This window comes from Pedobacter sp. KH_004 (assembly GCF_057840755.1).
In genome coordinates this window covers 3,471,538-3,495,259 of the sequence record NZ_CM174519.1, presented here as the reverse complement: position 1 = coordinate 3,495,259, position 23,722 = coordinate 3,471,538, and the positions used below count along the sequence as shown (strand labels likewise).

Genomic DNA, 23,722 nt, shown 5'->3' with positions numbered 1-23,722 from the left:
ATTACCTGGAAAGGGTAATTAACTTTTTTCTTGTTACTATATATTCAATAACGAATTTAAAAAATTATAAATGGCAATTTTAGCATTTCAGAAACCTGATAAAGTGATCATGCAGAAATCAACAGATTTCGATGGCACATTTGAATTTCGTCCTTTAGAGCCCGGTTTCGGTGTAACAATTGGTAATGCCTTAAGAAGAATATTACTTTCTTCGTTAGAAGGTTATGCTATTACTACTATTCGTTTTTCAGGCGTTTCGCATGAGTTTTCTACCATGAAAGGTGTTGTAGAAGATTTAACTGATATCATCTTAAACTTAAAACAAGTTCGTTTTAAGAAAACTGGTGATTCTGGTGATGCTGAAAAAGTATTCATCATTGTTAACGGCCAAGATCAATTCAAAGCTGGTGATATCACTAAATTCTCAAATAACTTTACAGTTTTAAATCCTGAGCATGTTATTTGCAACATGGACAAATCTGTAACTTTAGAAGTGGAATTAACCATCAATAAAGGACGTGGTTATGTACCTGCTGAAGAAAATAAAGTTGCTGATGCTGTTGTAGGTGTTATCGCTATCGATTCGATCTACACACCAATGAAAAACGTTAAATACACAATTGAAAACTTCCGTGTTGAACAAAAAACGGATTATGAGAAATTGGTATTAGATATTTCAACCGATGGTTCAATTCATCCAGAAGAAGCATTAAAAGAAGCGGCTAAGATTCTTATCCAACACTTTATGTTATTCTCTGATGAGAACTTGGTATTAGAATCTCAGGCAAAAGAAGAAACTAAAGAAGTTGATGAGGAAATTTTACACATGCGTAAAATCCTTAAAACTGAATTAGTAGATATGGATCTTTCAGTTAGAGCATTAAACTGCTTAAAAGCTGCTGATATCCGTACTTTAGCTGATTTGGTTTCTTACGATGTTGCTGATATGTTAAAATTCAGAAACTTCGGTAAAAAATCTTTAACAGAGATTCAAGAACTGGTAAAATCAAAAGGTTTGTCTTTCGGTATGAACCTGTCTAAATTTAAATTAGACGAAGAATAAAAAATAGTTTAGAGTTCGGAGTCATTAGTCTTGAATCCAAACTCTTCTATAAATATAATAATATTCACTGTGTATAATTCCCTCTGAGACAGAGACGGTATACACTTTATAAAAAAACAATGAGACACGGTAAAAAAGTAAACCACTTAGGTAGAACTGCAAGTCACAGAAAAGCGATGTTAGCCAATATGGCATCATCACTTATTTTGCACAAAAGAATTACAACAACTTTAGCTAAAGCAAAAGCTTTACGTACTTATGTTGAGCCAATTATCACTAAATCAAAAAATGATACTACTCACTCACGTCGTACTGTATTCGCTTACTTACAAGATAAAGAGGTAGTAACTATTTTATTCCGCGAAATTGCTGAGAAAGTTGCAAACCGTCCAGGTGGTTACACTCGTATCATTAAATTAAACAACCGTTTAGGTGATAACGCTGAGATGGCTTTAATTGAATTGGTAGATTATAACGAAGTTTACGGTAAAGATGTAGAGGCTAAAGAAGAGAAGAAAACTACTCGTCGTGGTAGAAGTAAAACTGCTGCTCCTAAAGCTGCTGAAGCGAAAGCTGAAACTGCTGAAGAAGTTGCTCCAGAAGCTACTACTGAAGAAGCTCCTGCTACTGAAGAACCAAAAGGAGAATAGTTCATTCTGCTTTTAAATTTTAAAAGGTCCTGTTCGAAAGAGCAGGACTTTTTTGTTTATATTGGATTTTAATTTAATCCCTAAAATGAGCAGGTCATTCTTCGTTATTCTACTTTTTTTGAGCTTTTCAAGTATCGCTCAGCAGAAAGTGTTTTCTGTTGCTGATAAAGTAATATCTATTTCCGGTAGAAAATTAGAAATTAATGCTGATGGTTTTCCAAAGCAAATCCAATCCTACTATGATTCTGATTTAAAAGCTTTCGGTGATAAATCTACCAATCTGCTTTATGAGCCCATACATTTTCATCTGTTTACATCTTCTAAAATACAGGAGAAGCTAGTTGCGGACTCATTTAACATATTATCCGAAAGTGCAAATTCCATCTCCTGGGATGCTACAAGCTCTTCTACCAATATGTTGCAGCATGTACAGGGGCTAATGAATGCAAATAGCATTGCTAAGTTTCATGTAGAACTGAAAGCTTTAAATGATATTAGCTTTTCAAATATTAACTTCCATATTCCATTTGAAAAAAATGCCTCAAAGTACTTAGTGGGATTAGGAAACGGCGGAAATATAAGACCAGATACTGTAAAATGGAGCTGGAAAATGGTCGATAAAGTTAAGCCAGAAGTTTTAATCGGAAATGATAATGCGGCGCTATTTCTAAGTTTTGATCAGTATAAAAATGCAGATAGTCTACATGTTAGAAATGGCTGGAGAAATGAAGATAAAGATGTATTGCAAATTAATATTAAGGGAAGTTCAATGCTTACTGATTTCTCTACAGGATTAGTGAAGTGTAAGAAAGGCGAAATATTGGTTTTTGATTTTACCATATTAGTATCACCAATGGATATTAAAGACGGGAAGAAAAAATTAGAGAAAAGATTTAAAGCCTATAAAAGGGAGGTAATAGACTCTCAACTTTTCTCTAAAAAAGGTAGACCATGATCAATTAATATAATCAGCTATATATTTTTGCCAATCTACACCAAAGGGGATTACCACATATTTTCCTTGCGGACTAACCAAAAATTTCGATGGCCATGAAGCGACTTTGTACGCACTTTCTATTTGATTATCTGACATAGCAACCGGAAAGGTATAACTAAACTCTTTCATGTAAGCCCTAACAGCCTGTTCGTTGTCATTACTTGCAATAGTGATAATATTTAGGTTCGGCAATTTGCCATCTTGAGTTTTTTGGTAAGTGCTTTGCAAATCGGGATGCTCTTTCCTACATGGCGAACACCAAGTACCCCAAAAGTCTACCAATGTCCATCGATTACTGTTGTTTACCATCTGATATATACTTCCATCCAATTTCGCCAAGGATATTAAGGGAGCGATTTTGCCGTATTTATTAAATTCAGTTAACCAATATTCACCAAACTTGCCAGGTTCTTTGTATAAGGCCTTGGCATTTGCTTTATATTTTGGATCTTTCATAGACATGGCCATAACCATTTTAAGCTTGTCGTCATCGCTTGCTATCGTAGCTAAATAGTCTTCTTCGAAAGAATATTTCTCTTTGTTAAAAAGAAAAAACATATCGTAAAAATAGGCATATTTAACGGTGTTGTCTATCGCATCAGGGCTGAATTCAGATGCCAATTTTAAGAACTTATTTTGATCGGCGTTCTCTATCGAGTTGCCTGCAGAAATAAAATTTATGGCGGCAAACATGTATCTATACCATGCTCGGTCCATTTTCTCTTCTCGCGACAGCTCGTTTTGTGTAGAGTGAGCACTGATATATTGGTTTAGATTATCGTAAATCAAATCTTGTAATTTAACCGCCAGAGGCTTCAGCTGATCACTCTTATTCATTATACCCGAAATCATCAAACCGTATCTAGCTTTCCTTTGACTGTAAAAATCAGAATCTCTATTTAGGTAGGATAGATATTCGTTACCTATTTTTTGTAGTTCGATGGCATTGTCTTTATTTTTCATGGCTTCAACCCATTTCCAAATAGGATAGATATTTTCCTTGATCTGCTTATTTACACTGTTTTTTGTTTTGTCGAGAATGATGTAAGCATTAGATTGCTGTTCAGCAAACTTACGTCGGGCAGAATCTAAAGTAATGTTGGATTTTTTGAGGTGAGCAAGGAATTCGGGATCTTTCAATAACTCTTCCCTTGATCCGAGCATAAAACTTTGAGCAAAACTGTTGTGCAACAAATCATCAGTTGCATTTGATTCAAGCATAGCCAAATTGGTGAGAAAGTAAATCGCTGAATCAGGATTTGTATCTTTTGTGCGTTGGAAATCATTAAAATAGTTGGCGTGTTGGCTAGGATTATTCTGTGCAAATACACTGTAGGTTATGCACACAAGGAAAGATAACAGGGTTAATTTTTTCATTTTTTGATTGAGGTTATTAGCGTTAAATTAAAGAAGCCAGAATTGGTTTTCTGGCTCCACTTAAGAGAAGAATTAAACTTTTACATTTTCCATTCCATATTGCTTCAATACATCAGCTGGTACACCAGTCCACTGGTTTGGTGCGTTTCCTGCATAACCAATATCTTTTATGCCGATTTCTGTAGTATAGAAACCAGAAGCGGTTAAGCTTCTCATTCGGCTAAAAAAAGTAACGCCTGCCCGAACTTCAGGTTTCGCCTTTTTTGGATAAGCAATTTCATCAATAATTGAAATTTGCTGGTCTGGAGAAGCATCTACAAAAGATCTGCTAAATTTATTGAAGCAATAAACGTCCAACCATTTTAAGCCACCACGCATAGGCACTTTATGTTCGGGGATATCTTTTACAATAAATTCAATAAACTCTGGTACTTTGGCATCAGAGGCACTTCCAGAGACATCATCTTTAGGAATAATAATATCTGCTAGAACGGTTATGGTTGCCATTTCATGTTTACTGAAATAAGTTTCCGCTTTTAGTTCTTTATCCCGGTCTATTTCCCACTGTTCACGTCCAGCCTCTGCTTTGGTTTCTTCTGGAATAGGTTTGTCGTTGGTGTTTTCGGGTTGCTTGCAGGCTTCTAATAACACTGCACTACTTACTGCTGTTAAGCCAATTGCTTTTAGGGAATCACGTCTGTTCATGTTGTAATTCTTTAAATGTTTTGTTTTTTCTTTTGTGCTAAAATGTATTCTGCCGTGCGCATGGAGAGCGCAAGGATAGTCCAGGTTGCGTTTTTATCACCTTGTTGTACAAATGGACCTGCATCAACAACAAAAAGATTTTTGCAGTCGTGTGCCTGGCAATACTTGTTCAGTGCTGATTTTTTCGGGTCATCGCCCATGCGGATAGTACCCACTTCGTGAATGATTTTTCCAGGAGGTAATAAACCATAGTTGGTTTCTGGTCCCTGGATTTCTGACGTAACCACGCCACCCATTTCTTTCATCATGTGGAGGAAAGTATCCTGCATGTGTTTAGCCTGTAGAATTTCTTCTTTAGCCCATTTATAGTGAAACCTGAGAACAGGAATTCCGAATTTGTCAACCGCATTTGGATCAATTTCGCAATAGTTATCTTCCCGGGCAATGGCAGTTCCGCGGCCTGCCATACCGACGGTGGTGCCATAAAAACGACGGTAATCATCTTTTAATGATTTTCCGTAGCCACCTGCATCTTTCATTTTTCCATCTCTACCTGGAACCATGCCATTCATTTGCGTTACGCCACCACCAAAACCGTAAGCTGGCATACCCATGCCGCCCCAATACTCGATGTGATATCCCCGAGGAAAATTGAGTTTTTTATTATCCAGCCACCATGGCGAATAGATGTGTACACTTCCCAAACCATCCTCATTGTAACGTTTTCTATCCATTAACTGTGGGAGGAAACCTGAAACACTTACTCCGGTAGAATCATGTAAATACTTACCCACAATGCCACTGCTGTTTGCCAAGCCATTAGGATGTGACGGAGATTTCGAATTCAATAAAATACGGGCAGATTCGCAGGCACTGGCACCGAGAATGACCATTTTTCCATTTACCTGATATTCTTGTAAATCTTTTCTGTTTACATAAGAAACACCTTTCGCCGATCCATCTTTATCAGTAATCACCTCACGAACCATTGCATCAGTAATGACCGTTAAATTTCCAGTTTTTACAGCCGGGATAACCAAACAAGAAGAAGAAGAGAAATCACCGTAAACCTTACAGCTTCTTCCACATTGGCCACAATAAAAACAAGGTGCCCTGTCGCTGTTATTGGGTAATGGTTCTGTTAATACCGATCCACGACCAGCAATCACTTTAACGCCTGCTTTATCAGCTCCTTTTTTGATAAAAAGTTCTGTTAACCTTGGCTTTGGTGGTTTCATGAAGATTCCATCGGGCTCATTTGGCAATCCTTCTTTAGTACCATAAATACCAATCAAACGATCAACTTTATCGTAAAACGGTTTCACATCATCGTAGGTAATTGGCCAATCATCTGTTAAACCATCTTTTGCCTGAAAATCCAGAGGACCCATTCTGAGCGATATTCTTCCCCAGTGATTGGTTCTGCCGCCAAGCATTCGAGATCTGAACCATTCAAATTCCGTTTTATCTTTGGTAGTGTAGGGTTCCCCTTCTAATTCCCAGCCGCCATATGAGGCATCAAAATCGCCAAATGGACGGACCGTACTTGCTCCTCTTCGTGGAGATTCCCAAGGCCACTTAAGTTGATGGGCATCTATCCTAGGATCAAAATATTGCCCCGCCTCAAGCATTAAAACTTTTTGTCCAGCATTGGCTAAAACGTATGCCGCCATCCCACCACCAGCTCCAGATCCTACAATAATAGCATCATACACTGTTGGCGATTTTTTTATTTGAAATTCACTCATTTGTTTTGGTTAGAATTAAATGATATCCTAATCTAAAGCTAATTTTTAGGAAAAAAAAGCAATTATTGAATTTAGATGATTTGTCATTAAACTTCATTTTAGTATAAACTAAATCGTATTAGGAAAATGTTTTGCTTCATTTGATTAGAGACGGATATTTGATATCATACTTAATCATTTAACGAAGTAGTAAGCTAAAATAGTCGCTTCATTGTTACATTATTTGGATCTCGTTAATCTCCAAATAAAATGAATTATCTTTGGGGTTTATTAATTATAGATGATATTTTCAGAACAGATTGAACAATTTACTTCCGCTTTAGATTTAAGCTTATCTTCTAAAAACTTTGTGAAAGTTTCCCTGGGTAATTACAAAGGAAATGAAGAGGCGCTAAAGCAAATTCTGGCTCGCCAGGTTTTGATTAAACGAGAAAGTAAATTGGCTTTCACATTTCGGTACAAAACCCGTGATGTGGTGAAGAATCTTAATTTGAATGAAGGTATTAATTTAATTTCTGAATACCTGATAACTGGTTTTAAAATCGGAACGCTTTTTACCACCGAGAGAGACTTAATTCTTGAAGAGTTGAATAATGGTAAAATTGTTTTGAGAGAAACAAAACCTTCAACTAAAGAAGTTCCGACAGAGAATCATGATAAAGAGAAATCGAGATTGATAAAATCGGAGTCAAAACCTTATTTAACAGAACTAAAGATTAGTGATACTGATGGAAAGGTTTTTAAAAATGCACAGGACAAGTTCCGTCAGATTAACCATTACGTTGAAATTTTAAGTTCGTTAATTAAGGAACTACCTGAGGGAACCATTAAAAAAGTTGCTGATATGGGCTCGGGTAAAGGTTATTTAACTTTTGCCTTGTATGATTATTTGCATTCAGTTTTAAAGTTAAATTCTGAAGTTGTAGGGGTGGAGTATCGCCAGGATATGGTTGATTTGTGTAATTCAGTTGCCAAGAAATCTGCTTTCGATCGGCTTAAATTTGCTCAGGGAACCATTGAAGATTACAACGCTGAAACTGTGAATTTACTCATTGCACTCCATGCTTGTGATACCGCCACGGATGATGCGATATATAAAGGCATCAAAGCCAATGCAGAATTAATTGTTGTTGCACCATGTTGCCATAAACAAATCAGAAGAGAAATTGAACAAAATAAAGTGAAAAACGATGTTTCATTTTTAACTAAATACGGCATCTTCTTAGAACGTCAGGCTGAAATGGTGACCGATGGTATTCGTGCTTTAATTTTGGAATACTTCGGTTATAAAACTAAAGTTTTCGAATTTATTTCTGATGCACACACGCCTAAGAATGTACTGGTTGTTGGGATAAAAAAAAGTCCGAAGTCTTCAGTCGGAAGTCAGATCAGTGAAGAGCAAGAAGTGATTTTACAAAAAATAAAGGCGAGTAAAGAGTATTTCGGAATTGGTTATCATCATTTGGAACGACTTTTAAATCTATAGGATTTACCGACTTCGTCATTGCAAGGCACGAAGCAATAGTAATGCATTCGCTATTGAAACCCGTAGTAGCAAGATTGCTTCGTGCCTCCCAATTGACGGCCGTTTCAACGAACTTTTTATTCAAGAGTTTGTTCAAAAAAAAGACCATATATAAGAAATGTGAGAAAATATAAGGCGAGCACTTAAATGGAACTTAAATATCTTATATGGTTAGATATTGTTGTTGTTATTAAATTATCTCAAATGCAATAGAATCATAGCTACCAATGCTGGGATAGATTGTACATAAAGAATTTTCTTACTCGCTGTTGTGGCGCCATAAATGCCTGCAATGATTACACAGGTTAAGAAGAATATAGCAACATATAGTCTCCAGTGATGATCGGTAATGCAGAGCGACCAAATTAAACCAGCCGCCAAAAAGCCGTTGTATAAGCCTTGGTTTGCTGCCAAGGTTTTTGTTTTTGGGAATAATTCTTCAGGGATGCTTTTGAAAACTTTTGGGGCTTTGGTTGTCCAGGCGAACATTTCCAACCATAGAATATAAATGTGAATGGCGGCCACCAGGCCAATGATGATTTGTGCTGCTAATTGCATGATAATTTGATTTGGTAATTGAAGGTACAATAAATTTGGGTTATTTATCTTCATTGGCGTTGGTTTCAACCAACGGATTTTGATTTGATAATTAGTATAGCTTATGCTGATTTTCATCGGTAGGTTTCTGCGAGCTCATGAATACCGTTAAAAAAATAGACACTAATGAATAATCAAAGCTTGCGAAGCTTTGTCGTAAATCCTCAACAAATCTTTAGGCGTAATCCTAAGCCGTGTGAATGTTTGTTGTAATTGAAAATTTATGCAACACTCGTAGGATTTCTTGTTTCATTGGTTTATGAAATGAAACTGCAACAAAGATTTATTGGTGTTGACTTTCAAATCTTCTGATGCCAGTCCTCGCTACTTTGAAAGTTTGTGGTACGGGGAAGTGTGCTACAAGCAAGAATCTTTGTACATAAACCCGATAAGAGTGAAAATACTTTTATTTGTTTTGATAGTTGAGAACTTTAATAGCGGATTAGAAATAAAGTTGTTAACTCTACAAATAAAAGATTGAAACGTCCAACTCCAAAGGAGTGCCTTTGGCACGGGGGAGGTGCTTCCGAAGGACTACTACTGTTCATTTTCAAATTATTTAATTGCCTTTCACTTGAGTCTTTCAACTTTAACCTTTAGTCTTCTTTCTGTCATGCTGTCAGTAATAAAAGACATCATTTTTTACATTTTATCAGTCTTTTAGCAATAATTTCTGCCAAAACCCAATTGGCACAAGCATTGTTTAATAGCTGTAGAAATTATAATACTTTAAAAAGAGAAAACAAAAATACAATGGGAAAAATTATTGGAATAGACTTAGGAACAACAAACTCTTGCGTGAGCGTAATGGAGGGCAATGAGCCTGTAGTTATCGCGAACAGTGAGGGTAAACGTACTACACCGTCTATTGTTGCTTTTGCAGAAAACGGTGAGCGTAAAGTTGGCGAGCCTGCTAAACGTCAGGCTATAACCAACCCAACAAAAACGATATATTCGATTAAACGCTTTATGGGTAACAGCTACGACGAAAGTGCGAAAGAAGCTGGACGTGTACCTTATAAAGTTGTTAAAGGTGATAACAACACACCTCGTGTAGAAATCGACGACAGAAAATATACTCCACAGGAGATTTCTGCGATGATTCTACAAAAAATGAAAAAAACTGCTGAAGATTTCTTGGGTCAGGAAGTTACTGAAGCAGTTATTACTGTACCAGCTTACTTTAATGATGCACAACGTCAGGCTACGAAAGAAGCAGGCGAAATTGCAGGTTTAACTGTAAAACGTATTATTAACGAGCCAACTGCAGCTGCTTTAGCTTATGGTTTAGATAAAGCACACAAAGACATGAAAATTGTTGTGTTCGATTGCGGTGGTGGTACACATGACGTTTCTGTTTTAGAATTAGGTGATGGCGTTTTCGAAGTAAAATCTACTGATGGTGATACACACTTAGGTGGTGATGACTTTGACCACATCATTATAGATTGGTTAACTGAAGAGTTTAAATCAGAAAACAGCATGGACCTTGCGAAAGATCCAATGGCATTACAACGTTTAAAAGAAGCTGCTGAGAAAGCTAAAATTGAATTATCAAGCACTACTTCTACTGAAATTAACTTGCCATATATTACTGCTGATGCTAGCGGCCCTAAACACTTAGTACGTACATTATCTCGTGCTAAATTTGAGCAATTAGCTGATAGCTTAATCAAACGTACTATCGAGCCTTGTAAATCTGCTTTGAAAAATGCTGGTTTAAGCACAAGCGATATTGATGAAATTATCTTAGTAGGTGGTTCAACTCGTATTCCTGCAATTCAGGATGCTGTTAAAGCTTTCTTCGGTAAAGAGCCAAGTAAAGGTGTTAACCCTGATGAGGTTGTAGCAATCGGTGCCGCTATTCAAGGTGGTGTATTAACTGGTGATGTAAAAGATGTATTGTTATTAGACGTTACACCTTTATCATTAGGTATCGAAACTATGGGTGGTGTAATGACTAAATTAATCGAGTCGAACACAACCATCCCAACTAAAAAATCGGAGACTTTCTCAACGGCAGCTGATAACCAGCCTTCAGTAGAAATCCACATTTTACAAGGTGAGCGCCCAATGGCTGGTCAAAACCGTACAATTGGTCGTTTCATTTTAGATGGAATTCCACCAGCACCTCGTGGTGTGCCTCAAGTAGAAGTATCCTTTGATATTGATGCGAACGGTATTTTACACGTAAGTGCAAAAGATAAAGCTACTGGTAAAGAGCAAAAAATCCGTATCGAAGCATCTTCAGGTTTAACTGATGCTGAGATCAAAAAAATGAAAGAAGAAGCTGAAGCTAATGCAGCAGATGATGCTAAGCAAAAAGAAGAAGCTGATAAAATCAACGGTGCTGATGCTTTAATCTTCTCTACTGAGAAACAATTGAAAGAGTTTGGTGATAAATTATCTGCTGATAAAAAAGCGCCAATCGAAGCTGGTTTAGAGAAATTAAAAGCAGCACACTTATCTCGTAACTTCGCAGATATCGATGCGGCTTCTGCTGAATTGCAAGCAGCATGGAACGTAGCTTCTGAAGAAATGTACAAAGATGGCGGTCAGCCTCAAGGTGGTGAGCAACCACAAGCTGATGGTCAGCCTCAAGGTGGCGGTGATAACGTTACTGATGTTGATTTCGAAGAAGTAAAAGAAGAGAAATAAGTCTTTGAGTCTTCAGTCCTGAGTCGAAAGTCTTGGGAGTATAAAATTAAAGCGTTTCTGATTAAGTTCAGAAGCGCTTTTTTCATTTTAAGGATTCACCATATAAGGAGAATGCAAGGAAATATAAGACTTTGAGCTTATATGTTGCTGGAATGTCTTATATGGTTTAAGTGAATTTGAAAATGAACGGCTGGGTGCTTTTCGGAAGTTGTAATCCCGCCATTCGCTGCAATCTTTTTAAACTTCTGTCATGCTTTGTGCCTCAGCATTGACAGTTTATTCAGCGTTGCTGAATTAAAAAGTATTTTCGCTGTTTTCGGGTGTACAATGGATGGTTTGCTTGCAGCCTAAACTAAATTTTCTTCAATAATATCTTGTAACTCTTTCTCGTTTAGCGATAATTCGCTTAATAGCTTAAATTGATTTTTTGTTCTATCTAAGTTTTGTGTAGGGTATGAGATAGGATAATATACGTTTCCATTGAGGTAGTCGGTCAAAAATCTGAGGGCTTGCATGTATATAATGTACTTTCCTGAAAATAAAATGAGTTCTTTCTCAGTCTCAGTAAGGATGGTTTTCATTTCTGATAAATAACCCTTAACCATAGCTTCAAAATAAGAAAGCCTAATTTTGATTCTGCTTAGATCAGTTTCATTTTCCGAATAAGCACAAAGATAAGTACGCATCATATCGCCTAAGTCGGAAATGAATTTCCCAGGCATAATGGTATCGAGGTCGATTACGCAGACGCCGATATAAGTTTCGGCGTTTAGAAGTACGTTCGTGATTTTAGTATCGTGGTGCATTACACGATCAGGAAAATCGGCACGATGAGTATATGAATTGTAATACTTAAGAATATAGCGGTGATCAAGTGCATTGTCAATTTCTAGCTTCGCCAAGCCTTTAAGTTGTTTGCTAGTTTGCTTTAAAGCCAGCATAAATTGCTCATAACGCAAGCCCAAATCATGAAAGCCTGGTATGGTATGCTTTAGTGAAGTGGTATTGAAATTATTTAATAACCTGCTTAATTTTCCAAATTGTTTTGCTGCTTCATAAGCTTGTTTTGGATCACTTAACACGTCCAGCGAAACTGTATCAGAAACGAATGGCAGCATCCTCCAATATTCGTTCTGAATCAAAGCCATTTCTTCGCCGTTTAAGGTAGAAATAGGTTTAATAAATAGATAATTTTTGTAATTTTTTGATAAATAATCAGCTATTGCTTTGAGATTATTGGCAATTGCTTGTGGATTTTTAAAAACAGAAGTGTTAATGTTCTGAAGAATATACTTTTTGTCTTCCAATAGGGGCGAAAGCAAATAAGTACGGTTAATTAAACCCGTACCTATTTGTGTTATTTGAATATTTTCTTTGGTATATCCGTATGCGCTTAAAACTTCGGAGTCTAAATCTAGCTCCATAATTTAGTCGGATATGTTCCGTTTTTAACCAATTGATCAATCGAATCCTGAACAAAGGGTTTATCTTCCTTATAGGTTACACCAAACCATTTGTTAGAAGTTGGTACTACTTTAAAAGTTGCGGTATTACTTTTAACCAGGTTTTCGCCAATCAAAGGAATAAAAAATTCTGCTTTAGGTTTATCTTTATTTGCCTTTGCAAACTCAACAAATAATTCTTCAGTAATTTTGAAAACAGCAGGAGTAAAGCCCCAGAAGTTCATCGAAACTGGTGTGCTAAAATCTAATGGAAATTCTTCTCCATCTTCCTCATAGAAAATTTTTCCATCTTTAGGATAAACTTTTGTACGTTCCACAATTTCGGTTAAGTTGCCCGTTTCATCTACTTTACAAACCCCTCTTGATACGGCTCCAAACTCAGAAAGTGTTTTTCCTATTTCATAGCCAATGATTGAGAAATTGCTATCTGTAGCTTCGGTATTTAAAAAGTCAGCCATTTTTTTGAAAGCATCAAAACCATAATAATCATCAGCGTTAATTACGCAAAACGGCTCTTTAACCGCTTCTCTGCCAGATAAAATAGCATGTGCTGTTCCCCAAGGCTTTTCTCTATAAATTTCTTCCTCGATACCAAAATGCTTTAAATCGAAGTTTTGAAAAACATAGTCTGTTTCAATTTTTCCTTGGAGTTTAGGTTCAAAAATAGCTTTGAAATTTTCTACAAATTCTTCTTTAATGATAAATACAACTTTACCAAAGCCAGCGTTAATAGCATCGTAGATTGAATAATCGATAATGGTTTCGCCATTCGGACCAAAGCCATCAATTTGTTTCATACTTCCATAACGGCTTGCCATTCCAGCTGCCAGTATTAATAAGGTAGGTTTCATTCTTTATCTTTTTTTATGATCTAATCAATCTATTTCGCTACAATTGATATCAGTAGCTAGAGAACATTACATCGCGAAAATACTCTTTTGAGCGTTAATTATTATATAGGTGTTTTGTGCTATTGCATTAAATTTATCTTAAAAACCAAAGAAGCCACCGCTTTTACTCCTTGTTTTTTTTCCTGTTAGCATACCGAAAATTCCTCTTACAATTTCTTTACCAATTTGGCGTGTAATTGTAGCGCCCATTACCTGTTCAACAATACTTTTTTCGCCAGGCTTTGGTTTATTTTCGGCTTCCTCTTGTTTTTTTGTCTCAACCTCTTGTTTCTCTTGTTCTGCCGCGGCAGTTTGTTCGTTAATTCGTTTGGTTAAAATATCATAAGCACTTTCCGGGTCAATCGCGTCTTTGTACTTCGCATACATCTGACTTGATTGAATCACTTTATCGAAATCTGCCGTAGTCAACGGACCCATCAATGCCCGGGGTGGGGTAAGCATGGTTGCCGAAACTTCTGTAGGGATTCCTTTTTCATTCAGTACCGTAATCAATGCCTGGCCAGTACCAAGAGAAGTTAATACCTTATCAATTTCATAAAATTCAGATTTTGGATAAGTGTTTACCGTTTTCTTAAGTGCATCAACATCGTTTGGTGTAAATGCTCTCAAAGCATGTTGCACTCGGTTGCCTAACTGTCCTAAAACACTTTCAGGTACATCTGTTGGCGCTTGTGTACAAAAGAAAACACCAATTCCTTTTGATCTGATTAATCTGATTATGGTTTCGATTTGCTCTAAAAAAGCCTTCGATGAATTCTTAAATAATAAATGGGCTTCATCGAAAAAGAACACGAGTTTTGGTTTATCTAAATCGCCAACCTCAGGCATTGTATTAAATAACTCTGCTAATAAACTCAATAAAAATGTGGAGTATAAAACGGGTTGGTTTTGAACATCTGAAATATTTAACAGACTAATTATTCCTTTTCCATCTACACGTTCAAATAAATCCTGGATATCAAATGATTTTTCTCCAAACATTCCGCCTAAACCCTGCTGCTCAATGGCCACAATTTTCCGAAGAATGGTGCCAGATGTTGAGGTAGAAATGCTGCCGTAACTTTCCTTAATTTCTGCTGCACCAGCACCTTCCGATAGATAAGAAACCAGCTTTTTCAAATCATTTAAATCGATAATCGGCATTTTATTGTCGTCAGCATATTTAAAAATTACTGCCATTACGCCCGACTGCGTGTCATTTAAATCCAACACCTTTGATAAAAGGGTAGGCCCAAACTCCAAAACGGTAGCCCTCATTTGAGCACCCATTTTGCCAGACAAAGAATATATTTCTAACGGGAATCCCGAAGGAGAAAAAGCTTTATTCAGCTGTTGAGATCGTTCTTCAATTTTTGGATTGATGGTTCCCGCCTGGTTCAATCCCGATAAGTCACCCTTTACATCCAACATGAAAACTGGGACACCCGCATCTGACAGTTGCTCGGCAAGTAATTGCAGTGTCCTTGTTTTTCCGGTACCGGTTGCACCAGCAATGAGCCCATGTCTATTCATCATCTTTAAAGACAGGTTTACTTCTGCATCTCCGTAAACTTGCCCATCTAACATTCCTGCCCCTAAATAAATGTAAGAGCCAGTTGGTGCGTAAGATAATTTTATTTTTTTGATGAACTTGGAAGACAAATCACTCATTTTTTAAAAATTAGATTGCCAATTTAAGAAACTAATCTTAAAAAGAATGCGTTTTGGCCACTGCTTTTACGGCAAATTTTTGCACAAACGATTGTCTTTGCTATTTAATTGATTTGCTTAAAATAATTTAGTTCGTTTCTGAGAGATAGAATCTCTTCCTGCATATCGTTTAACTGAGTTAATAAATGAGCAACAGCATGCAATCCTTCCAGGTTGATGTCTAAATCGTGGCTCAAGCGCAAGTATTTTTCTAGCTTTGAAAGTTCATCACTATCCAGCCAAATGCTTTTTTTGATTACTGTAGTGTGAATCAAACCAAAGTCTTCTAAAGACTGAATAAAATTCATTTGTACCTGATGATGTACACAAACATCCTCAATTGATATCAGATTGTTTTCCATATTGGTTAGCTTTTGGAAAGTTTTTCGAATAATTCTTTTTGTTCAGCATTAAGATTGGTCGGTAACTTAACCTGCCACTTTACATATAAATCACCGAATTGATCTTCTTTTTTGTAAATAGGGAAACCTTTTCCTTTTAAACGTAAGGTGGTATCTGGTTGGGTACCTTCGGGTATTTTTAATTTCACTTTTCCATTAAGGGTTTCAACAATTTTTTCTCCTCCTAAAATTGCAGTGTATAAATCTACCTCTTCCTGTATGTAAACATCATTGCCCTTTCTTTTAAATCGGGGATGATCGCTGATATTAAATTTGATGTATAAATCTCCGGGAGGACCATTATTTACGCCTGGCGCTCCATATCCTGCCAATTTAATTTTTTGTCCATTTTCTACTCCAGCTGGAATATTGATACGGACTTGTTTGCCGTTAACCGCTAAGGTTTGCTTGTGCGTAGTGTAAGCATCTACCAAATTAAGCTGTAAATCGGCATTATAATCTTGCCCTTTAAATGGAGAATTTCGACTGCTGCGACCGCCACCGCCGCCAAACATCGACGAGAAAAAATCAGAGAAGTCTTCTCCGCCAAAACCGCCAGAGTAACTGCTACCACCATCGTAGCCACCACCTGGAGACTGATATTGCCGGCGCTGTTGTTCCTTTGCATCTAGCTGATCAGCGTGCTGCCAATCTTTTCCATACTTATCGTATTTTTTTCGCTTATCAGGATCACTTAAAACTTCATTGGCCTCATTTATCTGCTGAAATTTTTTGTTGGCTTCTTCATTATTTGGATTTAAATCAGGATGATGTTTTCTGGCTAACTTTCGATATGCTTTTTTGATATCATCAGTTGAGGCATTTTTTTTTAAATCAAGGATTTTATAGTAATCGATATAGTCCATGGCATTTAAACAAATAAGTAGTTGTAATGTTCAATTTTGATGAGATAAATGTAAGCCTAAATGACAGAATTTTTGAAATAAAAATGATTCATTATTCGCTAGACATAAAAAAAGCTCCGAGAAATTTCGGAGCTTTTGGTGATAACGATAAAGAGAAATTATTTTTTGCCTTTAACATATTTTTCTAACCACTGATCTTCTTCCCAAAGGGTGTGTAGAATATTTTCTTTACCACGGTATCCATGCGCTTCATAAGGCAAGAATACAAAACGTGTAGTTCCGCCTGCACCTTTTATTGCATTGAACAAACGCTCACTGTTAATTGGGAATGTTCCTGGGTTATCATCAGAATCACCGTGAATTAATAGAAGCGGTGTTTTTATCTTGTTTGCATAACTAAAAGGACTCATCTCATAATACAATTGTGGTGCCTGCCAGTATGTGCGTTCCTCATTTTGGAAGCCAAATGGCGTCAAAGTTCGGTTGTAAGCACCACTGCGGGCAATTCCTGCTGCAAAAAGATCGGTGTGGGCTAATAAATTAGCGGTCATAAACGCGCCATAACTATGGCCGCCTACAGCCATCCGTTTTTTATCTCCAACACCTAAATCAGATAGCTTTTTTATTGCAGCGTCTGCATTTAACTTTAACTGTTCTATAAAAGTATCGTTAGGCTTTTTACCATCTTTTGCTACGATTGGCATTTCTGCATTATCTAAAATGGCATATCCCCGAGTTACCCAATAAATTGGTGAACCCCAACTAATGGCGGTAAATTTATCTTTGGAACCTCGGATTTGAGCTGCATCTGCTGCAGAATTAAACTCACGTGGGTAAGCCCAAATCAATGTTGGTAAAGGTCCGTCTTTATCTTTGTTATAACCTTTTGGTAAATATAAATCGCCAGTTAAATCTACACCATCGGCACGTTTGTAAGATATTTTTTCTTTGGTGATGCCATCTAACGAAGGATATGGGTTTGCAAAATCAGTGATCGGCTGATCTGCTATCCGAAGCATTAAATTTTTAATAAAATAATTAGGGACCAATTTCTGACTTTCCTTACGGGTAAGTAAAACCAATTTATCAGGATTAATTACGTCACTCACATATTCGAAAGTTCCTTCTGCGCTGCGCCAAATGATTTCATTCTTTTTGGTTGATAAATCAAATTTAGCTAAGAAAGGTAAATCACCTTTTTCTGATGAGCCTACAGGATTGTTCATCAATAATTTTGTGCCGTTATCAACAGTTTTAATCACCTGGCGACCATACTTATTTTTTACCATAACAGGCGAACCTGGATTTCCGTAAGCATCGGTTTGGTTGCGGCTATATAATTCTTCAACGACCCCTGTTGCTGGGTTGTATCTACTCACTTTCGAAGTTTGTTTGCTTCTCAAGCCTTCCATAATCAAGGCCAGGTTTGCATCACCCCACTGTACACCACGGAAACGAGTTTGCGTTTTAAACAATTCTTTTTCTGTTCCGGTAAATGGTGCACTTAAAGCATAAACTGCATCATGAAACGGTACATTTTTTTTAATTAAGCCGCTGTCAAGCGGTTTTGCCCAAACGATTGTTGCAGGCTCATCATCTCTCCAATCAAAGCCGCGAGCTACATTTTGTGTGTTGTCGTAACCTGATGGCGTTCCTTCTGATGATGGTAATTCGGCAATAACTTTTACCGGTTTACCTGTCAAATCGGTAATGGTTACTGTTGATGGAAAGCCAAAAGCCGAAACCAGGTAAGAGAAAGGTTTGCGAATGGTTTCTACCATCATGTAGTTTTTATCTGGAGAAATATTTACGCGTTGATAAATGGCTGGTTTACCAATAGGTGTTTCTACCCCAGCAGTATTTTTAACCAGCTGCGAAGTCGCAAAGAATTCGAACAGTTGCTCATCAAAAGGAGATTTAATCAAATCCTGGTAGGTAGCACTTGGAGCAGCCTTTCCTAAGTTTTGTTGGATGGTTGGGCCTTTTGGCATCAATGGTTTTGTTGGTGCTACGCTTGCTGGTTTAGTAACCGTGCGATAAACAATGGTATTATCATTTAACCAAGTTAATCCACTTCCTAAAACGACGTTTAAAAATGCTTTGTTAATTTTCATGGCTTTTTTTGTCGCCATATCAATCATGTATAAATCAACACCTTTCTGTGTAGTGTTTGTAAAAGCGATTTTATTCTCCGCCGGATTCCAGCTTATGTTGCCTGCATATAGCGGACTTGGCAAGCCGGTAACCTGAAAAGTTTGGTTTGACTTGATGTTCTTCAGACTGAAATTGTTTATATAATTCTGTCTGCTTAGCGAATAGTTGTTGGGGTTTAGCCTTAATCCCGCAATACGATATTCTGGCATCGCCAACTCTTCAACAGAAGGATAAGAATTGCGTTCGCTAAATAATATCCACTCGGCTTTACCATCTATACTTACACCCGGAGTAGGTTTTGCCAGTAATAAATCGGCTATTTCTTTTGGGGGTGTTTGATAACTAATAGCATCTTGCGAATTTGCATGGACTGAAATGCACAATCCTGCTAGTAAAAAATAAAATCGTAGTTTTTTAATCATTTCCTTGGTTTTAGTTGAAATATGACAAGTTCAAATATTGGAAAATTTAATTTTACTACGCGTAACTTCTTATTTACAACTATGTTTATTTCGTTAACGACGAATACTGATTTTGGATAGCAGTTATGGAGTTTTTTATAACTAGTTTTAATACTTCTATATTAATATCTCCCAGTTTTTTACATAAACGCAGGATTTGGCCGCTTTATGTTTTCCAAGTTTCGAAAGCAGATCTTCTTTATCAGTAAAATCAGAGAAAGGTATAAGGAAATTTCATTTTTACGGGGAGAGAAACCAACCAAAGGTGCGTCTCCTGCTCTTCCGCTATCGTATTTATAATGGTAGCTCCCAAAACCAATAATTGCCGTGCCCCACATTTTTGCTTCGTAACCGCTTGTTTCATTCATAATAGTGCAGAGTGAAATACTGTCTTGCTTTGTTAAGTTGATTTCTATTGTATTTAAAAAGCCAGTCACTTAAATTGTTTTTTTGGTCGTTTTGTTGGGTGCCATCAATCTAATATAATTGAAGGATGAATTTAATAAACGATTTCAAAATAATTTTTACGCTTTTGATAATCAACTATTAAACATTGAAGTATATAGGCTAAACGACTTAAATCAGTAGAAATACGAATAGCCACTCATCTTGAAATAAGTGGCTATCTTGTTTTTTAAAGGATTTACCTTTTTATGGTGTGCCTGCCCTCCGCGGATCACCCGCTCACAGGACTTTTTTTGTCTCTTGTTTATGGAAAACAATTTAGTGAAATGTTAGTTTGGTTGAAAAAAATAATTTTACACAAAACGAAATAAATGTTGATAACTTAAAGGCCAGTCTCAAATATCTACTAGCGAGTATGGCTAATCTTGCATCAGTTTTATATAGTGAAAATGTATAGAAATTGAAGTCTGCAGAGGGTCCAATATTTTATTTGTCGTAGACTGAACAAAAAAGGATAGGCATTAAGCCTATCCCATATCTAAACCCAAACATGCGCTCAAACATGAATGAATTATAATTGAAACAGCAAATTAGCACATTGGTTTTAATCTATCCAAATTATTGTGTGCAAATTTCAATTGTTTTTACATCTGGCCTGCCGTTGAAAAAAGTCTGCAATGCGGTATTAAATAATGCATCGCTTCCAGGTATCATAGAAAATAATGTCATCGATGAGTGAAATTTCAAATCGTCAGGAGATCCAAAAATTTCATGGGCAGTTTTGTTTTTATGTTTGATCACTTCCGCTGTAATTTCTATTAGTCTTTTTCCTAATAATGGATGCTCAAAAAAATCTTGCGCTTCCTTTAGATCGCGTAGCGCATAAAATTTAGCGGTTTCACTGTGGCCTAGTCCCATAATCTGAGGAAATATATACCACATCCAATGGCTGGTTTTCTTTCCTTTTTTTATTTCTGAAAGCGCTAGTTCATGGTCGTTTTCCTGCGCCGACAGAAATCTTTCTAATCGTTCCATAGCTCATTATCTCTTTTTATAACACTAATTAATCAAGAAGGTTTTTGATAATAAAGGAGTGAAAAAAATGATGTAGCCAAAAAACTATAGGTTGTAACGCAATATTTGGCTTATGGTTTGCTTCCTATCGTAAAAAAATCTAAATGGACTACTCAAAAACTACTTTATATAAATGTGTAATCGTTGATGATGATCAACTCAGCATAGATATTCTTGCCAACTTCCTAGATCAAATACCAGGACTGCATGTAGCTGAAACTTATACCGAACCAATTCAAGCTATTATCACCATTAAAGTTGAAGATAAGATCGACTTTTTATTTTTAGATATAAAAATGGATATCAGTGGGCTGGATGTTGCCAAGGTGCTTCGCGATAAAGTGAGGTTTATATTTTTTGTAACCTTCTACGATCAATACGCTTTAGAGGCCTTTGGAGCTAATGGAGACAAGTTTCTAGTGAAGCCGGTGATGTTTTCTAAACTTCAGACTGCAATTAATGAGGTTTTACATCGAGAAAACCGTCAAAAGGTGATGCGCTAAGCGAGCTGGTTTTTAACATAGCATCAAAACAATTTTCGCTTTTATTGATTGTAAGAAAGGTTTCTTTATAATTAGAAGAAACTTTTTAATTATATCGCCTTTTTACATCATTAAATGAGCCTAAAAACTACTAAAAAAAGAATTGCTATACTTGGTGGAGGCCCCAGTGGCCTTTTTATGTATAAGAGACTTATTGAGTCTGAACTAAAAAATCTGGAGATAGAAATTTTTGAACGGAAAGCACATCTTGGCTCCGGTATGCCTTACAGTAGTGAAGGTGCAGAAGTAGAACATATTACAAATGTATCTGATAATGAAATACCCATTATTTTTAATTCTATTGAAGATTGGGTTAAAATTGCCCCAAAAAGTATTTTAAAAAAGTTCGACATCGATTCTGAAAAATTTAATGAATACAAGGTTTTGCCTCGATTATTTTTTGGAGAATACCTTTCTGCACAATTCGATCTGCTGATCAAACAAGCAGTAAAGAAATCAATTGTTACAAAAATTCATTTAAACACCACAATAACTGATGTTCTGGATGATAAAGGCACAAAAAAGGTTACGGTAAAAGTAGATGGAAAAGAGGATGGAATTTTTGATGAAATTATAATTTGTACCGGCCACAATTGGCCCAAAAAACATGAAGGGAAAATTCCGGATTATTTCGATTCGCCATACCCACCAAAAAAGTTGGCTTTACGTTATAACCACCCTATCGCACTTAAAGGATCATCTCTTACCGCGGTTGACGCGATACGAACACTTGCTCGTAGCAATGGCACGTTTACACAGAATGATGACGGAACATATTTTTTCAAATTAGATGCTGATAGCAGTAAATTTAAAATTATCATGCACTCTAGAAATGGCCTTTTACCAGCCATTCGCTTTCATTTGGAGGATAGCCATTTAGGAAAAGATAATACGCTCACTAAAAAGCAGGTACGAGATCATATCAAGAAAAATGGAGGTTTTATTTCTCTGGATTTTGTTTTTGACCAAAACTTCAAACGACAATTTAAAAAGAAAGAGCCGAAGTTTTACGAACGGATAAAAGATTTGGATCTTGAAACATTCGTAGAGGCCATGATGGATTATCGGGAGAAATTGCCGCCATTCGATTTGTTCAAGAAAGAATATGCGGAAGCAGAAAAATCGATCGAAAAAAGAGAATCAATTTATTGGAAAGAAGTTTTGGCAGTTTTGAGCTTTGCCATGAATTACCCTGCAAAATATCTTCCTGCTGAAGATATGCAAAGGCTTCAAAAAGTATTAATGCCACTCATTTCAATTGTAATTGCATTTGTTCCTCAAAGTTCTTGTCGAGATTTAATGGCGCTTCACGATGCCGGGGTGCTCGATATTGTATCTGTAGGCGAAGATAGCAGGGTAGAGCCAAATGCTAAAGGAGGTGCTACTTACTATTACGAAGACGAAAATGGCAAACAGATTGCCGAGAACTATAAAATGTTTGTCGATTGTGTAGGGCAGCCTCATTTATCGTTTGAAGATTTTCCTTTTCAGGGTTTAATTGATGCGGGTATTGTTAGCCCTGCAAAATTGAACTTTAAGGATATAAAGAAAGGAAATGAAGCTTACAAAAAAGGAAATAAATTAGTGGAGAAAACTGAGAGTGGGCATTTCTCTCTCCGTGTCCCAGGGATTACCATTAACGATTATTTTCAGGTAGTGGATAAAGATGGTACTGCCAGTGAACGTGTTTATATCTTGGCTGTTCCTTACATAGGTGGCTATAATCCTGATTATTCGGGGATTGACTTTTGTGAAGCAGCATCAGAACAGGTAATGAAAAAACTAAGCGCATAAAAAAAATCGAGGCATTTGCCTCGATTTTTTTATCGGATTGGAAATTTATTTCATTCCATCTTTAATTTTATTGATCATGGTTAAATGCGTTTGTACTACCGGAGCCGTTTTGGTAGCAAAAGCTTTAAGTTCTGCATCAGCGCCATCTTTCGATTCATCTTCCATCAATTTTAAAGTCGATTTATGTCCATCAACCATGGCATCAACATAAGCTTTATCAAAATCAGATCCTGACTTTTTACTCAAATCGTCCATTTTCTTTTTGTGGTCATCATCAACAGTAGATGGTAAAGTGATATTTTTAGCAGCCGCGATTTCCATTAATTCGGTATTGGCTTTTCCATGATCATTTACCATCATGGTAGCAAACTCTTTTACTTGTGCATTGCTGCTTTTTTGTAGGGCAAGTTTGCCCAATTCAACTTCTGCCATTCCGCCTACTGCTGCCTGTGTTGCAAATTTTGCATCTTCATTGTCAACTGATATGCCACCAGTTGCAGCCGTGTTGCTTGTCGTATCTTTACTCATGTTTAAGCTATCAGCTGTTTCTTTGGCGTCTTTATTTCCACCGCCACATGCTTGAAATGCTAAGGCCGAAACGGATACGGCCATCAAATAAACTAACTTTTTCATATTATTGGT

20 protein-coding genes are annotated in these 23,722 nt (G+C 36.7%); 7 read left to right on the top strand and 13 right to left on the bottom strand.

What is annotated here, in order from left to right; genetic code table 11:
* Nucleotides 1-70: 70 nt before the first annotated feature.
* The 3 genes from AC3ITD_RS14875 (at nucleotide 71) to AC3ITD_RS14865 (ending at nucleotide 2,668) form a co-directional block, all read left to right on the top strand.
* Entirely contained in the window at nucleotides 71-1,063 is a 993-nt protein-coding gene (locus AC3ITD_RS14875; protein ID WP_056848536.1) for a DNA-directed RNA polymerase subunit alpha, read from the top strand.
* Nucleotides 1,064-1,182: 119 nt separating this feature from the next.
* Nucleotides 1,183-1,713 carry a 50S ribosomal protein L17 gene (rplQ, locus tag AC3ITD_RS14870; protein ID WP_489360911.1) on the top strand — a complete coding sequence of 177 codons (531 nt, stop codon included), beginning with the start codon at nucleotides 1,183-1,185 and terminating at the stop codon, nucleotides 1,711-1,713.
* 85 nt (nucleotides 1,714-1,798) lie between these two features.
* The gene (locus AC3ITD_RS14865) at nucleotides 1,799-2,668 is read left to right on the top strand and encodes a hypothetical protein (RefSeq protein WP_489360909.1); all 870 of its coding nucleotides are present in this window, start codon (nucleotides 1,799-1,801) and stop codon (nucleotides 2,666-2,668) included.
* Here the strand turns inward: AC3ITD_RS14865 and AC3ITD_RS14860 are convergent, their stop codons facing one another.
* The 3 genes from AC3ITD_RS14860 to AC3ITD_RS14850 all read right to left on the bottom strand — a co-directional run bounded on the left by AC3ITD_RS14860 (nucleotide 2,669) and on the right by AC3ITD_RS14850 (nucleotide 6,540).
* Complete coding sequence (locus AC3ITD_RS14860; protein ID WP_489360907.1) at nucleotides 2,669-4,087, bottom strand: TlpA family protein disulfide reductase; 1,419 nt, start codon at nucleotides 4,085-4,087, stop codon at nucleotides 2,669-2,671. It lies immediately after the preceding gene.
* A gap of 72 nt (nucleotides 4,088-4,159) precedes the next feature.
* On the bottom strand, nucleotides 4,160-4,792 hold the full coding sequence (locus AC3ITD_RS14855; protein WP_265799045.1) for a gluconate 2-dehydrogenase subunit 3 family protein: 633 nt from the start codon (nucleotides 4,790-4,792) through the stop codon (nucleotides 4,160-4,162).
* Nucleotides 4,793-4,803: 11 nt separating this feature from the next.
* Nucleotides 4,804-6,540, bottom strand: a complete 1,737-nt coding sequence (locus AC3ITD_RS14850) for a GMC oxidoreductase (protein WP_056848541.1) — start codon at nucleotides 6,538-6,540, stop codon at nucleotides 4,804-4,806.
* A gap of 280 nt (nucleotides 6,541-6,820) precedes the next feature.
* Between AC3ITD_RS14850 and AC3ITD_RS14845 the strand changes: the two genes are divergently transcribed.
* Complete coding sequence (locus tag AC3ITD_RS14845; RefSeq protein ID WP_489360904.1) at nucleotides 6,821-8,026, top strand: class I SAM-dependent methyltransferase; 1,206 nt, start codon at nucleotides 6,821-6,823, stop codon at nucleotides 8,024-8,026.
* Between the two features lie 234 nt (nucleotides 8,027-8,260).
* On the opposite strand, the gene AC3ITD_RS14840 is transcribed toward AC3ITD_RS14845, so the two are convergent.
* Nucleotides 8,261-8,677, bottom strand: a complete 417-nt coding sequence (locus tag AC3ITD_RS14840) for a DUF1304 domain-containing protein (protein ID WP_265799042.1) — start codon at nucleotides 8,675-8,677, stop codon at nucleotides 8,261-8,263.
* A gap of 738 nt (nucleotides 8,678-9,415) precedes the next feature.
* Between AC3ITD_RS14840 and dnaK the strand changes: the two genes are divergently transcribed.
* Nucleotides 9,416-11,320 (top strand): molecular chaperone DnaK, encoded by a 1,905-nt coding sequence (dnaK, locus tag AC3ITD_RS14835; protein ID WP_056848543.1) that lies wholly within the window; start codon nucleotides 9,416-9,418, stop codon nucleotides 11,318-11,320.
* A 347-nt stretch (nucleotides 11,321-11,667) separates the two neighbouring features.
* On the opposite strand, the gene AC3ITD_RS14830 is transcribed toward dnaK, so the two are convergent.
* The 8 genes from AC3ITD_RS14830 to AC3ITD_RS14795 form a co-directional block, all read right to left on the bottom strand.
* Complete coding sequence (locus tag AC3ITD_RS14830) at nucleotides 11,668-12,744, bottom strand: phosphotransferase enzyme family protein (protein WP_489360901.1); 1,077 nt, start codon at nucleotides 12,742-12,744, stop codon at nucleotides 11,668-11,670.
* Nucleotides 12,735-13,634, bottom strand: coding sequence for a nucleotidyltransferase family protein (locus AC3ITD_RS14825; protein ID WP_489360899.1), 900 nt, complete (start codon nucleotides 13,632-13,634; stop codon nucleotides 12,735-12,737). The genes AC3ITD_RS14830 and AC3ITD_RS14825 overlap by 10 nt, the downstream gene beginning before the upstream one ends.
* A gap of 138 nt (nucleotides 13,635-13,772) precedes the next feature.
* Nucleotides 13,773-15,344 carry a helicase HerA-like domain-containing protein gene (locus AC3ITD_RS14820; RefSeq protein WP_489360897.1) on the bottom strand — a complete coding sequence of 524 codons (1,572 nt, stop codon included), beginning with the start codon at nucleotides 15,342-15,344 and terminating at the stop codon, nucleotides 13,773-13,775.
* A gap of 104 nt (nucleotides 15,345-15,448) precedes the next feature.
* A complete protein-coding gene (locus AC3ITD_RS14815) occupies nucleotides 15,449-15,745 on the bottom strand; it encodes a chaperone modulator CbpM (protein ID WP_489360895.1) in 297 nt (98 codons plus the stop codon).
* A gap of 5 nt (nucleotides 15,746-15,750) precedes the next feature.
* On the bottom strand, nucleotides 15,751-16,650 hold the full coding sequence (locus AC3ITD_RS14810) for a DnaJ C-terminal domain-containing protein (RefSeq protein ID WP_489360893.1): 900 nt from the start codon (nucleotides 16,648-16,650) through the stop codon (nucleotides 15,751-15,753).
* Nucleotides 16,651-16,808: 158 nt separating this feature from the next.
* Entirely contained in the window at nucleotides 16,809-19,226 is a 2,418-nt protein-coding gene (locus AC3ITD_RS14805) for an alpha/beta hydrolase family protein (RefSeq protein WP_489360891.1), read from the bottom strand.
* Between the two features lie 179 nt (nucleotides 19,227-19,405).
* Complete coding sequence (locus tag AC3ITD_RS14800) at nucleotides 19,406-19,702, bottom strand: hypothetical protein (RefSeq protein WP_489360889.1); 297 nt, start codon at nucleotides 19,700-19,702, stop codon at nucleotides 19,406-19,408.
* A 586-nt stretch (nucleotides 19,703-20,288) separates the two neighbouring features.
* Nucleotides 20,289-20,705, bottom strand: coding sequence for a DUF1810 domain-containing protein (locus AC3ITD_RS14795; protein WP_489360887.1), 417 nt, complete (start codon nucleotides 20,703-20,705; stop codon nucleotides 20,289-20,291).
* Nucleotides 20,706-20,848: 143 nt separating this feature from the next.
* Between AC3ITD_RS14795 and AC3ITD_RS14790 the strand changes: the two genes are divergently transcribed.
* Complete coding sequence (locus AC3ITD_RS14790) at nucleotides 20,849-21,247, top strand: LytR/AlgR family response regulator transcription factor (protein ID WP_489360885.1); 399 nt, start codon at nucleotides 20,849-20,851, stop codon at nucleotides 21,245-21,247.
* Nucleotides 21,248-21,361: 114 nt separating this feature from the next.
* Nucleotides 21,362-23,080: an FAD/NAD(P)-binding protein gene (locus AC3ITD_RS14785; protein WP_489360883.1), complete on the top strand. Its 1,719-nt coding sequence runs from the start codon at nucleotides 21,362-21,364 to the stop codon at nucleotides 23,078-23,080.
* A gap of 45 nt (nucleotides 23,081-23,125) precedes the next feature.
* Here the strand turns inward: AC3ITD_RS14785 and AC3ITD_RS14780 are convergent, their stop codons facing one another.
* Nucleotides 23,126-23,713 (bottom strand): DUF4142 domain-containing protein, encoded by a 588-nt coding sequence (locus AC3ITD_RS14780; RefSeq protein WP_489360881.1) that lies wholly within the window; start codon nucleotides 23,711-23,713, stop codon nucleotides 23,126-23,128.
* Nucleotides 23,714-23,722: the final 9 nt, after the last annotated feature.